Raw genomic sequence first — 13,524 nt, 5'->3', positions numbered from 1 at the left:
TGTGACCGGACGGGTCACACCAGATGCCGCGCCGCCTCTTCCGAGGTGATCCGCGCGATCACGGCGCAATCCTCCAGATCGAAGGTCAGCGGCACCCGCAGGTCGATCAGCCGGGCGAGCACGGCATCGGTGCGCGGCAGCGACTGCGCCTCGACATATTCCCAATGGCGGTGGGCGGAGGTGAAGCCGACCGCCTGGTCGGCCCCGAACCACTTCCATTCGACGCCCCGCGCGAGACAGCCCTCAATGAAGGGCGGCAGGCGCGCGGGATCGTCGGCCAGAAGCTGGATCGAGGAGCCGACATAGGCTTCGGCCTGCGGGCGCGGGATCACGGAGAGGCCCGGCGCGTCGCGGAAGCCCGCCTCCAGCGCGCGGTAGCGGTCGTTCCAGCGCTCCGCCTGCTGGGGCAAGTCGCGGATCTGCGGCGCCAGGATCGCAGCGCGCAATTCGTCCATCCGGCCCGAGACGTTGGGCATGATCCCCTTGTGGCGGGCGAAGACCTCCTCCCCGGGCGCGGTGCCATTTCGGGCATAGAGCATGTAGCTGCCGGAAAGCAGGATCATCCGCGCGGCGAGATCCGCGTCGTCGGTGACGATCAGCCCGCCCTCGCCGGAATTGACATGCTTGTAGGTCTGGCAGGAATAGCAGCCCACCGCGCCCCAGCGCCCCGAGGGCGTCCCCTCCCAAGCGGCGCCCATCGTGTGAGCGCAATCCTCGATCACGGCGATGCCATGGGCGTCGCAGATCGCCATCAGGGCGGGCATGTCGGCGATATGGCCGCGCATATGGCTGAGCATCAGAACCTTGGCGCGGTCCGCCTTGGCGGCGAGGTCGTCCAGGTCGATCACCAGATCCTCGGTCACCTCGACCAGGATGGGACGCGCGCCGACGGCGGCGATGGCGCCCGGAACGGGGGCCAGGGTCCAGCCATTGGTCAGAACCGGGTCGCCCGGCCCCACCCCCAGCGCCCGGAGCGCGCAGCCCATCGCATAGCCGCCCGAGGCGACGGCCAGCGCATGGGCCGCGCCGGTCTGCGCGGCGAAGGCCTCCTCCAGCGCGGCGACGCGGCTGGGCTGGGCACCGTAGCGGTGCAGCGCCCCCGAGCGCATGACCTCGACGGCATCGGCGATCCCCTCTTCCGGGATCGGCTCCTGACGGGTGAATGGCTTCGTGAAGGTCTCCATGCCTTTCAATGTCGCTAAGGTCGAGACGCGTCAATCCGTGTCGCTTCCGGCGCAGTGCGCGCGTCCCGCCCGGCGCAGGCTGGGCGGATGGACCCGGTCGACTTCCTCCTGAGCGATGCGCCCCTGCCCGACCAGGTGATCGCCCAGGCCCGCCGCTGCCTGCTCGACCTCGTGGGCGTGGGCTGGGGCGGCGCCGCGCTGCCGCTGTCGCGCATTGCCCGCGACCATGCGGCGGAGGATCTGGGCGGTGCCGTCCCCCTACCCTTCGACACGCGCCGGGCCGGATCGATGGGCGTGGCGCTGGCGACGGGCATGACCATCGACGCGCTGGACGGGCATGACGGCGCGAACCTGACGAAAGGCCATGCGGGCTGCGGCGTCTTGGCCGGGCTGATCGCCGTCGCCCCCGACGAGATGCCGGCGGCGCCGTTTCTGGACCTGCTCGCGCGGGGCTACGAGGTCGCGATTCGCGCGGGCATCGTGCAGCACGCGACCTGCCCCGATTACCACACGTCCGGCGCCTGGGTGGCCGTCGCGGTGGCCGGGCTGGCCGGGCGGATGCTCGGGCTGGACCGCGCCGCGATGGCCCACGCGCTGGGCATCGCCGAGTATCACGGGCCGCGCAGCCAGATGATGCGGGTGATCGACCATCCGACGATGCTCAAGGACGGCTCGGGCCAGGGCGCGATGATCGGCGTGCAGGCCGCGCAGCTGGCGGCGCGAGGCTTCACCGGCGCGCCGGCGCTGGTGGCGCAGGGGGCCGGCTGGGACGATCTCGGAACGCGCTGGATGATCCACGAGCAATATTTCAAGCCCTACCCCGTGTGCCGCTGGGCCCAGCCCTGCGTCGAGGCCGCGCTGTCGCTCCGCCCGGCGCTCAGCGGCCCCATCGAGCGCGTCGTGATCGAAACCTTCCACGAGAGCCTCCGCCTCGCCGTCGCCCGGCCCATGACGACCGAGGAGGCGCAGTATTCCACCGCTTTCCCCGTCGCCGTGGCGCTGGCCCGGGGCCGCGTGGGGCCGAGCGACGTGTCGGGGGCGGCGCTGACCGATCCCGCGATCCTCGCCCTGGCCGACCGCATCGACTTCCGCGAAAGCGCCGAGGCCAACGCCGTCTTCCCCGCCATCCGCCAGGCGCGCGCGCGCATTACCGCCGGGGGCCAGACCCATCTCAGCGACTGGCACCGTCCCCGCTGGGACGCCGAGGCGCCCCCCACCGATGCGGAGCTGGCGGCGAAGTTCGACGAGACGGCGGCGGGCGCCCCCCGACCCGCCCCTTCGATCCGAGCGGCGGTCGAACGCTTCGCACATGTGGGCGCGTTGCGGCGCGCCATGCGCTGCTAGGACCGTCCACCAAACACGCCACACCCGTCGGAGACTGCCTCATTCTTCTGGCCGCAAATACTCCGGGGGTCCGGGGGCTGGCCCCCGGCCCTGCCCTCTCGGCCGCGACCTCCGGCCTGGTCCCGGATCCCTACAGTCCCACCACCGCCAGCGCCGCCTCCAATTGGTCGAAATGGTGCAACAGCGCGTCCGGCCGCAGATCCGCCACCGCCGGGCCGAGCGGCGCGAAGGTCACCAGGATCGACGGCACCCCCGCCGCGGTCGAGGTCCTCCGGTCGGTCTCGGTATCACCCACCAGCACCGCGCGGGAGGCCGCGCCCCCCGCTCGCTCGATCGCAGCCATAAGTGGGGCAGCGTCCGGTTTGCGCACGGGCAGCGTATCGGCACCCACCAGGGCGTCGAAGGCGTCGGTGGCGCCTAGTTCCGACATCAGCAGCCGCGCGAGGCCCTCCGGCTTGTTGGTGCAGATCGCCACCGCGTCGCCCCGGTCCCGCAACCGCGCCACCGCCTCGCGCGCGCCGGGATAGAAGGTCGTGTGTTCGCAGATCGCGGCGCGATAGGCGTCGAGCAGCGGCTGGTAGCCGGCATCGATCAGCGCCTCGTCCACCGGGCCCGTCCGCGAGAGCGCCAGCCGCAGCATCGCGCGCCCGCCGCGGAGCGCCGTGGCCCGGTCCTCGACCGCGGAATGGTTCAGCCGTTCGGGCCGGTCCAGCGCCGCCAAGGCCGCGTTGGCCGCCGCCAGCAGGTCACCCGACGTGTCGCAGAGCGTCCCGTCGAGGTCGAAGACGACACAACGTTTCATCGCTCGGTGTCCTTTCGCCGATGCCGCAGTTGCGACGGATTGAACCGCAGGTAGAACGGCCCTGCCCAAAGCGAAAGGCCCACCATGCCCACAGCCCTTATCGTCCTCGCCGCAGGCCAGGGAAGCCGGATGCGTTCCGACCGGCCCAAGGTCCTGCACGAGGTCGCCCATGCCCCCCTACTCGTCCATGCGCTTCGCGCCGGGGCCGCCGTCGCGCCGGAGCGAGTCGTGGTCGTCGCCGGGCATGGCGGGGATGCCGTGGAGGCCGCGGCGCAGGCCCATGACGATGCGGTCACGGTCGTCCGCCAGACCGAGCAGTTGGGCACCGGCCATGCCGTGCTCCAGGCGCGCGACGCGCTGGCGGGCTTTTCGGGGGATGTGATCGTTCTTTATGGCGACACGCCCTTCATCCGGGCCGAGACCTTGCAGGCGATGCTGGACACGCGTGCCGACGGCGCGGACGTGGTCGTGCTGGGCTTCGAGGCCGCCGCGCCAGGCCGCTACGGCCGGCTGATCGCGCAGGGCGACCGGCTGGAGCGGATCGTCGAGGCCAAGGACGCGACGCCGGAGGAACTGGCCGTGACGCTGTGCAATTCGGGGGTGCTGGCGGCGGATGCCGAGACACTCTTCGCGCTGCTCGACCAGGTGGGCAACGACAACGCAGCGGGCGAATACTACCTGACCGACGTGCCCGGCCTCGCCCGCGCTGCGCGCATGTCGGCGCGGGTCGTGACCTGCCCCGAGGCGGAGACGCTGGGCGTCAACACCCGCGCCGACCTCGCCGCCGCCGAAGCCGCCTTCCAGGCCCGGGCCCGGGCCGAGGCGATGGAGGGCGGCGTGACGCTGGTCGCGCCCGAGACGGTGCATCTGGCCTACGACACAGTGCTCGGCCGCGACGTGATCGTCGAACCCAATGTCGTCTTCGGACCCGGCGTCACCGTCGAGAATGGCGCGACAATTCGCGCCTTCACCCATCTGGAGGGCTGCCACATTTCCGAGGCCTGCGTCGTCGGGCCTTATGCGCGGCTGCGCCCGGGGGCGGAGCTGGACCGCGCCGCCAAGGTCGGCAATTTCGTGGAGGTCAAGGCCGCGCAGGTGCACGAGGGCGCCAAGATCAACCATCTCAGCTATGTCGGCGACGCGGAGGTGGGCGCGCGGGCGAATATCGGAGCGGGCACGATCACCTGCAATTACGACGGCGTCTTCAAGCATCGCACGGAGATCGGGGCGGACGCCTTCATCGGCTCCAACACGGCGCTGGTGGCGCCGGTGCGCGTCGGTGCGGGGGCGATGACCGCTTCGGGCTCGGTCATCACCCAGGACGTGCCGGACGGGGACCTGGCGCTGGGCCGGGCCAAGCAGGTGAACAAGGACGGGCTGGCGGCCCGGCTAATGGCGAAACTCAAGGCCGCGAAGGCACGGGGGCGGAACTAGATGTGCGGAATCATCGGGATACTCGGCGATCACCAGGCCGCGCCGATCATGGTCGACGCGCTCAGGCGGCTGGAATATCGTGGCTACGACTCGGCCGGGATCGCGACCGTTCAGGACGGCGTGCTGGACCGGCGGCGCGCGGTGGGCAAGCTCGTCAACCTCGCCGACCTGCTGGTCGAGCAGCCGCTGCGCGGACGCGCGGGGATCGGGCACACGCGCTGGGCCACCCATGGCGGCCCCTCGGTCGCCAATGCCCATCCCCACCGCGCGGGCCGGGTGGCGGTCGTCCATAACGGCATCATCGAGAACTTCCGCGAATTGCGCGCCACGCTCGACGGCCCGTGGGAGAGCGAGACCGACACCGAGACCATCGTGCGCCTCTGCGAGAGCTATCTGGACCAGGGGATGCCGCCCAAGGAGGCCGCCTTCACGACGGTGGACCGGCTGGAGGGGGCCTATGCGCTCTGCTTCCTGTTCGAGGGCGAGGACGATCTGCTGATCGCCGCCCGCGCGGGTTCGCCACTCGCCATCGGGCATGGCGCGGGGGAGATGTTCGTGGGCTCCGACGCCATCGCGCTGGGCCCGCTGACCGACCGGCTCACCTATCTGGAGGAGGGCGACCGCGCCGTTGTCACCCGTTCGGGGGTCGAGATCTTCGACGCCCAGGGCGGCCAGGTGCAGCGCGAGATGCGCCGAGTCCGCGTCGATGCCGCCCGGATCGAGAAGGCCGGGCACAAGCACTTCATGGCCAAGGAGATCCATGAGCAGCCCCAGACCCTGAAAGACGTGCTGGATGCCTATTTGGACGACGGCCGGATCGCGCCGCCCGCCACTTTCGACTGGACCGGGATCGACCGGCTGACCATCGTCGCCTGCGGCACGGCGCATATCGCGGCCACGGTGGCGAAATACTGGTTCGAGAAGATCGCCCGCCTGCCGGTCGAATGCGATATCGCGTCGGAGTTCCGCTATCGCGATCCGGTGATCGCGCCCGGCACGGCGGTCATGGTGATCTCCCAATCCGGCGAGACCGCCGACACCCTGGCCGCCCTGCGCCACGCGCAAGGACAGGCGCGGACCCTGGCGGTGGTGAACGTGGCCGAGTCGTCCATCGCGCGAGAGGCGGAGGTGGCCTTCCCGATCCTCGCGGGGGTCGAGATCGGCGTGGCCTCGACCAAGGCCTTCGTCAACCAACTTGCGGTTCTTCTGATGCTCGCCGTGCGGGCGGGGCTCGACCGGGGCGCGGCGACGGCGGGGACCGAGGCGGAGTGGGTGGCGAAGCTGACCGCCCTGCCCGGCCTGGTGTCTCAGGCGCTGGCGGTGGAGGACCGCTGCGAAGCGCTGGCCCACCGCCTGGCGGAGGCGACCGACATCCTCTTCCTCGGTCGCGGGCCGATGTATCCGCTCGCCCATGAAGGGGCGCTGAAGCTAAAGGAAATCAGCTACATCCACGCCGAGGCCTACGCGAGCGGAGAGCTCAAGCACGGGCCCATCGCGTTGGTCGACCGGACGCTGCCGGTGGTGGTTCTGGCCCCGACGGATGCGCTTTTTGACAAGACCGTGTCGAACATGCAGGAGGTGATGGCGCGGGAGGGCCAGGTTCTGCTCGTCACCGATGCGGAGGGGGCGCGGCGCGCCTCCCATGGCGTCTGGGAGATGCTGGTGATGCCCACGGTCGACCCGGTTCTGGCGCCGATCCTCTACGCCGTGCCCGCCCAGCTGCTGGCCTATCACACCGCCGTCCACAAAGGCACCGATGTGGACCAGCCGCGCAACCTGGCCAAATCGGTGACGGTCGAATGAGCGGCGACGGGGAAGACGGCCGCGGCGGGGCATCGAGCCCCCCCGCGCCCGGACCTGCGGCCGCGCCCCGCCCGGACGGCGGCATGGGGCCGGAGACGGCGGAGGGGGGCCAGCCCCCCGCGCCTGCGGCGCCCCCCCGGAGTATTTCCAGCCAGAAGAAGATCGAGATCCTCGCCCGTCTGCGCGCGGCGGGCTCTCCGGGGCGCGCCGCCAAGCTGCGGGCCGCCAACCGGACGGAGCGGGAGGCCTGGGGCGTGGAGGGCGGCCTGCTGTCCGAGATGGCCCAGGACCTGCGGGCCGAAATCAGTGTGGATGGGCGCGTCCTGCTGGCGGATGCGCTGTGGCGCGAAGGGGTTTTGGAGACGCGGATGCTGGCGCTGAAGCTGCTGACGCAGGCGCGGATGCGGCCTGATCACGGGGCTTGGGATCTCTTGTCGCGCTGGGTCTACCGCTTCGACTGCCGGGCGGTGGCCGAAGCGGGGGCGGCTGCGCTGGCGCGGCGGTTGGCGGCGGAGCCCGCGCGCCTCGCCGTGCTGGACGACTGGGCGGCGGCGTCGAATGTCTGGACCCGGCGGTGCGTCTTCAGCGCGACGGCGGGCTTCGCCAAGGGGCGGCACCCGTCGGCGGAGGAGATCGCGGCGCGGGACAAGGTCGTCGCGCTCGCCCGGGCGATGGAAGGCGAGACGCGGCCGGTGATCCGCCAGGCCATCGACAGCTGGTGCACCGCTCTGGCCCGGCACGATCCGGAGCGGGCCGCTCAGGCGGTGGCCCGGCGATAGAGATGCCAGCTGGCATGGCCCAGCACGGGCATGACCACGAAGAGCCCCAGGAACACCGGAAGCATGCCCGCCAGGGTCGCCACCGCGATGAGCGCGGCCCAGACCAGCATCACGCCGAGATTCGCCCGGGTAAGCGCGAGACTGCGCAGCATGGCCGTGACGAAGTCGACCTCCCGGTCGAGCAGCATGGGCAGGCCGATCACCGTCAGCGCGAAGAGCAGGAAGGCGATCACCCCGCCCAGGACCAGCTGCGTCGCCACCATGGCGAGGCCCGCGCCGCTGGTATAGGCGGCCAGCTCCGTCGGGGGCCCGAGCAGCGCCGTAGGCCCCATGAATAGGGCAAAGATCATGTGCGACAGGAACGACCAGAACAGCAGGTAGATCAGGATCATCGCCCCGATCCACGGCATCTGGCGGTTGCGCTCGGCCCAGACGACGCCGAGGATCGCGGGCCAGGACAGGGGCTCCCCGGCCTCCAACCGGCGCGACACCTCGTAGAGGCCGACCGCCAGAAACGGCGCGGCGAGCGGGAAGCCCAGGCACATCGCCAGCGTCCAGGTCAGCGGTCCCGCGCCGAGCCCGGTCAGAATGAGGCCGCCCAGCACATAGGCCGAGGCGAAGAAGAGCCCGAACAGGGGCGCGCGGCGGAAGTCGCTCAGCCCCGCCCCCAGCACCGCCCCGAGATCGGGCAATGTGAGACGGGAAGGGTCGCCGGCGGTGGGGCCGGTCTCGGGTTGGATCGCAGTGGCCATCGCGGTGTCCTCCTCACTCGCTCGAAATTGAGAGTGCCAAGGCCCGGGGCGTCTGTCCACGCCATCGCGCGGGTCAGGCCAGGATGGCAAGCGTGAGGAGGGATAGCAGGCTGGTCCAAACCAGGACCTGGGCAATCCGTTCGGTCGGCACGTTGTAAAGCAGCGCGAGACTGAAGGCCGTCGCGCCGGACGGGCCGGCCGATCCGAAGACGAAGCGCTGTCCCGTCTCGCCCGCCCCGCCCGCGAAGAGGACGAGACCCAGCGCGATCGCCGCGGGAAACAGCAGCAGCTTGATGCCGACCGTCGCCGCGACCGCTCCGTCCCAGCCGAAGCGCGTTGACGAGAGCACCACTCCGAGCGCGAAAAGCGCCACCGGGGCAGCGGCCTCTCCGTTGAAATCGAGGAAGGTCAGGACGGGCGCGGGCATCCTCAAGCCGGTCGCGCCATAGGCCAGCCCGGCCAGCATCGCGAGCAGAGCCGGCGTCCGCCAGAAGATGCCGAGCACGGCCAGAGGCGAAGCGCTGCCCTGCCGGATCGCTTGCAGCGCGATCATCGTGCCGCCCATCGCGACCGTCGAATCGAGAATGATGATCGTCATGATCGGTAGGACGCCGTCTTCCCCGTAGAGCAGCACCGCGATCGGAAGCCCATAGAAGACGTTGTTGGTGAAGATGCTGGCAAAGCCGAGGATCACGGCCTCGCCGGCGGGCAGGCCGAACAGCCGCCGGCAGACGAGCACGGTCGACGCGAAGACCGCGGCCTCGACGCCGACATAGACGAGCAGCGCGCGCGGCGCGAAGGTCGCATAGGGTGCGTTGGCCAGCAGGTCGAACAGCACGATCGGGATGAGGACCGTCATCGCTAGGCGATTGACCAGCCGCGCCTCCTCGACCGACATCCAGCCGAAGCGGCCCAGGGCGAAGCCGATCGCGAGAATCGCGAAAACCGGCAGGATCGGGTCGGCGAGGACGCTCAGCATGGTCGGATTCGCTCCCGGGATCGATGCGCCAGCGCAGGGATGGTGCCGCAGCCAGAGCGGCAACGCCAGCCAGGGACCGGACAGGATGCGGCGCGCGCTCCCTTGCCCCTGCCGCCCCCCTCCCCTAACAGGCGCCCGACCGATCGACCCCGGGGGCCCGCGATGCCGCGACTCGTGATGAAATTCGGCGGAACCTCCGTCGCCAACCTCGACCGCATCCGCCGGGTCGCCAAACGCGTCGGGCTGGAGGTGGCCAAGGGCTACGAGGTGATCGTCGTCGTCTCCGCCATGTCGGGCAAGACGAACGAGCTGGTGGGCTGGGTGAACGAGACCTCCCCCTTCTACGACGCGCGGGAATATGACGCGGTCGTGTCCTCGGGCGAGAACGTGACGGCAGGCCTGCTGGCGCTGGTGCTCCAGGAAAACGGGATCGACGCGCGCTCCTGGCAGGGCTGGCAGGTGCCGGTGAAGACCACCTCGGCCCATGGCTCGGCCCGGATCGAGGACATCCCGACCGAGAATTTCGACGACCGCTTCGCCAAGGGCATGAAGGTGGCCGTGGTCGCGGGGTTTCAGGGGGTCAGCGCCGAGGGCCGGATCACCACGCTGGGGCGCGGCGGCTCGGACACGACGGCGGTGGCCTTCGCCGCGGCCCACAAGGCGGAGCGCTGCGACATCTACACCGACGTGGACGGCGTCTACACGACCGACCCGCGGATCGTGCGCAAGGCGCGGAAGCTGGACCGCATCGCCTTCGAGGAGATGCTGGAACTGGCGAGCCTGGGCGCCAAGGTGCTGCAAACGCGCTCGGTCGAGCTGGCCATGCGCTACAAGGTCAAGCTGCGGGTGCTGAGCAGTTTCGAGGAACCGTCGGACGACGCGGGAACGCTGGTCTGCGACGAGGAGGACATCATGGAATCGAACGTGGTCGCGGGGGTCGCTTTCGTGCGCGACGAGGCGAAGATGACGCTGGTCTCTGTCGCGGACCGGCCGGGCGTGTCGGCGGCGATTTTCGGTCCGCTGTCAGAGGCCGGGGTGAACGTGGACATGATCGTCCAGAACATCGCCGAGGACGGGCGCACCGACATGACCTTCAGCCTGCCGGTCGATCAGGTCGCGCGGGCCCAGAAGGCCATGGAGGAGGCCAAGGCCGCGGGCGGCGTGAACTTCCACGACCTGATCGCCGATGAGGGCGTCTCCAAGGTCTCGGTGGTCGGCATCGGGATGCGCAGCCATGCGGGCGTCGCCGCGCGCATGTTCAAGGCGCTCTCGGACGAGGGGATCAACATCAAGGTCATCACGACCTCCGAGATCAAGATCTCCGTGCTGATCGACCGGAAATACATGGAACTGGCGGTTCAGACGCTGCACGACGCCTTCGGGCTGGAGCGCGCCTGAGCCTCGGCGCGCCCGGATCCGCCAACCGATCGCCCGCGCTCCCGTGGTATCTTTGCCGCAGGGGCGCCGGTCTGCCGTGAGATAGCCGCAATTCCTCCACAGTAGGGAGCGGATTGTGGCGGATCGCGGGGACATGAAACCCGCTCCTCAAATCTCTCCGATCTGGATCGTCGCGCTGGCGGCCTTGGCGTTGGCCAGCCTCGGCCTCGACTCGCAGCGGCCGATGGTGGCCGATCTGGACCTGCCTCAGGCCCAGACGGCGGACTGATCCCGGCGCGGGATCACGGCCACGGCCCCTGACCGAGATGTCACGCCCGGTCGGGTCCGGGAAGCGTCTCGCGGTCCTTCTGCACCACAGTAGGAAACCGAGGGCACACGTGGACAGACCGCATCAGTGCCCTCTCGGATCGTCGGCCCCGGCGCGGCGGCCCCGTCCGGAGCCGCCTTGAGCGACCGGCGCCCTCGGACCGGTCCTGCCGGCCTCAGCCCCGCAACTGGCCGCCCGTGGCCTTCGTGACCTTTTCGACGACCTTGGCCGAGACCGCCTCGATTTCCTTGTCGGTCAGCGTCTTGTCGGAGGGCTGAAGCCGCACGGTCAGCGCGAGCGACTTGCGCCCCTCGCCCAAGCTGCCGCCGATGAACTCGTCGAAAACCCGCACATCGGCAATCAGCGCCTTGTCCGCGCCCTGCGCGGCCTGAACCAGCCGCTGAGCATCGACCTCGGCGTCGACCACGAAGGCGAAGTCCCGCTCCACCGCTTGCAGGTCCGACAGGGTCAGCGCGCCCTTGGACGTGCCGGCGGCCTTCGGGAAGGGCACCTCCTCGGGCCAGATGGTGAAGCCCATGGCGGGGCCCTTCACATCCATGGCGCGCAGCACCTTGGGGTGGATCTCGCCAAACACGGCCAGCACTTTCTTGGGTCCGAGGCAGATCTTGCCCGACCGGCCCGGATGCCACCATTCGTCCACACCGCGCAGGATCTGCGCCTTGGCCGGTGCCCCGATCGAGGCAAGCACCGCCTCCGCATCCGCGCGGGCGTCGAAGACGTCGACGGGCCGCCGGTCGCCATGGACGCCCTTCGGTCCGGTCTGGCCGACGAGCAGGCCGCTGAGGGACAGGCGCTGCTCTCCCGGCTCGCCACCGTCGAAGATCGCGCCGATCTCGAACAGGGCCATGTCGGCGAAGCCCCGCGCCTGATTGCGCGCTGCCGCGCGCAGCAGACCGGGCAAGAGCGCAGGGCGCATGTGGCTCATGTCGCTGGAGATCGGGTTCTCCAGCCGGGTCGCGTCGGTGCCGCCGCCGAACAACTCGGCCGCCTCCGCGTCGATGAAGCTGTAGGTGACGCATTCGTCATAGCCCAGCGCCGCCGCCGTCCGCCGCGCCATCCGCTCCCGCTGCTGCATCGGCGTGAGCACCGGGCGCAGCACCTGGGCGGGCCGCGTCATCGGCTTGCCCTCCAGCTTGGTGAGCGAGGCGATGCGCGCGACCTCCTCGACCAGATCGGCCTCGCCCTGCACGTCCGGCCGCCAGGATGGGACATGCGCCATATCGCCGTCCAGGCAGAAGCCCAGCGCCGTCAGCGTCTCGCGCTGCGTCTCGGCGGGGATGGACATGCCGACCAGGCTTTCGACGCGGGCGGTGTCCAGCCGGTAGGCGCGCGACGTGTCGGGCAGTTCGCCCGCGATCACCATCGTCGACGCCTCGCCCCCCGCATGGTCCAGGATCATCCGCGTGGCGTGATCCAGCCCCTCGGGCGTGAATGCCGGGTCGACCCCCCGCTCGAAGCGGTAGCGGGCATCCGAGTTGATCTTGAGCGCCCGGCCGGTCATCGCGATCTGGACCGGGTCCCAATAGGCGCTCTCGACCAGGACATCGACGGTGTCCTCGGTGACGCCGGAATGGGCGCCGCCCATGATGCCGGCGATGCTCTCGGGGCCGGTATCATCGGAAATGACCATCGCGCCCTGGGGCAGCGTATAGTCCTTGTCGTCGAGCGCCGTGATCGTCTCGCCACCCGCGGCGCGGTGCACCCGCAGGCCGCCCTTGACGATATTCGCGTCAAACACGTGGAGCGGGCGGTTCAAGTCGTAGGTGAACCAGTTCGTCACATCGACGAGGAAGCTGATCGGGCGCAGCCCGATGGCGTGCAGCTGATCCTGCAACCAGTCCGGGCTGGGCCCGTTCTTCACGCCTCGGATCAGGCGCAGCGCGAAGGCCGGGCAACCGTCGCGCGTGTCGTCGTCGATGGTCACGCCCACGGGACAGTCGAAGCCAGCCTCGATCACCGGGCGCTCCAGCGGCTTGAGCGTGCCTAGACCCCGCGCCGCCAGATCGCGGGCGATGCCACGCACGCCCAGCGCGTCGGGCCGGTTGGGGGTGATGGCGATCTCGATCACCGGGTCGACCTTGGCCGGGTCGTTCTCGGCCAGCCAGTCGACGAAGCGCTGGCCGACCGCGCCGGAGGGCAGCTCGATGATGCCGTCATGCTCGTCCGACAGCTCCAGTTCCCGCTCCGAGGCCATCATGCCGTGGCTCTCGACGCCGCGGATCTTGCCCACGCCGATGGTGGTGTCGATGCCGGGCACATAGACGCCGGGCTTGGCCACCACCACGGTGATCCCCGCGCGCGCGTTGGGCGCGCCGCAGATGATCTGCTTCGTGCCCTCATCGGTCTCCACCTGGCAGACGCGCAGGCGGTCGGCATCGGGGTGCTGTTCCGCCGAGGCGACATAGCCGAGCGTGAAGTCGGCCAGCCGCGCGGCGCGGTCCTCGATTCCCTCGACCTCGAGACCGAGATCGGTGAGCGTGTCGGCGATCTCCACCACCGTGGCGGAGGTGTCGAGATGGCGGCGGAGCCAGGAGAGCGTGAACTTCATGGGACGGGCCTCGGAATTTGTCGCCGCTCTCTAGCGGCAACGCCGGGGGGGTGGAACCCCGCGCCGTCCCTCCCCCGCCTAGGCTCCGGCCTGATAACCAGTAGCTGACGGTTGCGGCCAGTGCGACGGCGGAGAGGAAGACATCGGCGCGGCGGTCGTAAGGCGTGGCAATG

General features: G+C 70.3%; 11 protein-coding genes. 6 read left to right on the top strand and 5 right to left on the bottom strand.

The genetic code is table 11. The features are described 5' to 3' along the window. Nucleotides 1-14 precede the first annotated feature (14 nt). Nucleotides 15-1,184 carry a DegT/DnrJ/EryC1/StrS family aminotransferase gene (locus tag DTQ71_RS20295; protein WP_109566130.1) on the bottom strand — a complete coding sequence of 390 codons (1,170 nt, stop codon included), beginning with the start codon at nucleotides 1,182-1,184 and terminating at the stop codon, nucleotides 15-17. A gap of 87 nt (nucleotides 1,185-1,271) precedes the next feature. On the opposite strand from DTQ71_RS20295, the gene DTQ71_RS20290 reads away from it, so the two are divergent. Continuing rightward, a complete protein-coding gene (locus DTQ71_RS20290) occupies nucleotides 1,272-2,528 on the top strand; it encodes an MmgE/PrpD family protein (RefSeq protein ID WP_109566129.1) in 1,257 nt (418 codons plus the stop codon). Between the two features lie 130 nt (nucleotides 2,529-2,658). Here DTQ71_RS20290 and DTQ71_RS20285 read toward each other — a convergent pair whose 3' ends face one another. After that, entirely contained in the window at nucleotides 2,659-3,330 is a 672-nt protein-coding gene (locus tag DTQ71_RS20285) for an HAD family hydrolase (protein ID WP_109566128.1), read from the bottom strand. A gap of 84 nt (nucleotides 3,331-3,414) precedes the next feature. Here DTQ71_RS20285 and glmU point away from each other — a divergent pair, with 84 nt between their 5' ends. The 3 genes from glmU to DTQ71_RS20270 all read left to right on the top strand — a co-directional run bounded on the left by glmU (nucleotide 3,415) and on the right by DTQ71_RS20270 (nucleotide 7,346). Then, complete coding sequence (gene glmU, locus DTQ71_RS20280) at nucleotides 3,415-4,764, top strand: bifunctional UDP-N-acetylglucosamine diphosphorylase/glucosamine-1-phosphate N-acetyltransferase GlmU (protein ID WP_109566127.1); 1,350 nt, start codon at nucleotides 3,415-3,417, stop codon at nucleotides 4,762-4,764. Then, complete coding sequence (glmS, locus tag DTQ71_RS20275; protein WP_109566126.1) at nucleotides 4,765-6,567, top strand: glutamine--fructose-6-phosphate transaminase (isomerizing); 1,803 nt, start codon at nucleotides 4,765-4,767, stop codon at nucleotides 6,565-6,567. Between the two features lie 83 nt (nucleotides 6,568-6,650). Further along, nucleotides 6,651-7,346, top strand: coding sequence for a DNA alkylation repair protein (locus DTQ71_RS20270; RefSeq protein ID WP_170125518.1), 696 nt, complete (start codon nucleotides 6,651-6,653; stop codon nucleotides 7,344-7,346). Here the strand turns inward: DTQ71_RS20270 and DTQ71_RS20265 are convergent. Together DTQ71_RS20265 and DTQ71_RS20260 are read right to left on the bottom strand one after the other, a co-directional pair. After that, the gene (locus DTQ71_RS20265) at nucleotides 7,325-8,098 is read right to left on the bottom strand and encodes a DUF2189 domain-containing protein (protein WP_109566124.1); all 774 of its coding nucleotides are present in this window, start codon (nucleotides 8,096-8,098) and stop codon (nucleotides 7,325-7,327) included. The two genes, DTQ71_RS20270 and DTQ71_RS20265, sit on opposite strands and share 22 nt — an antisense overlap. Nucleotides 8,099-8,171: 73 nt before the next feature. Next, nucleotides 8,172-9,077: an AEC family transporter gene (locus DTQ71_RS20260; RefSeq protein ID WP_109566123.1), complete on the bottom strand. Its 906-nt coding sequence runs from the start codon at nucleotides 9,075-9,077 to the stop codon at nucleotides 8,172-8,174. 162 nt (nucleotides 9,078-9,239) lie between these two features. On the opposite strand from DTQ71_RS20260, the gene DTQ71_RS20255 reads away from it, so the two are divergent. After that, on the top strand, nucleotides 9,240-10,475 hold the full coding sequence (locus DTQ71_RS20255) for an aspartate kinase (protein ID WP_109566122.1): 1,236 nt from the start codon (nucleotides 9,240-9,242) through the stop codon (nucleotides 10,473-10,475). Between the two features lie 133 nt (nucleotides 10,476-10,608). Then, nucleotides 10,609-10,743: a hypothetical protein gene (locus tag DTQ71_RS24710; protein ID WP_281271261.1), complete on the top strand. Its 135-nt coding sequence runs from the start codon at nucleotides 10,609-10,611 to the stop codon at nucleotides 10,741-10,743. A gap of 214 nt (nucleotides 10,744-10,957) precedes the next feature. Here the strand turns inward: DTQ71_RS24710 and pheT are convergent, their stop codons facing one another. Next, complete coding sequence (pheT, locus tag DTQ71_RS20250; RefSeq protein WP_109566121.1) at nucleotides 10,958-13,351, bottom strand: phenylalanine--tRNA ligase subunit beta; 2,394 nt, start codon at nucleotides 13,349-13,351, stop codon at nucleotides 10,958-10,960. Nucleotides 13,352-13,524 lie beyond the last annotated feature (173 nt).

The sequence above is a fragment of the Jannaschia seohaensis genome, assembly GCF_900116765.1.
GTDB lineage: Bacteria > Pseudomonadota > Alphaproteobacteria > Rhodobacterales > Rhodobacteraceae > Jannaschia > Jannaschia seohaensis.
The sequence above is the reverse complement of the archived record's forward strand: the minus strand, read 5'-3'. Positions and strand labels throughout refer to the sequence as shown.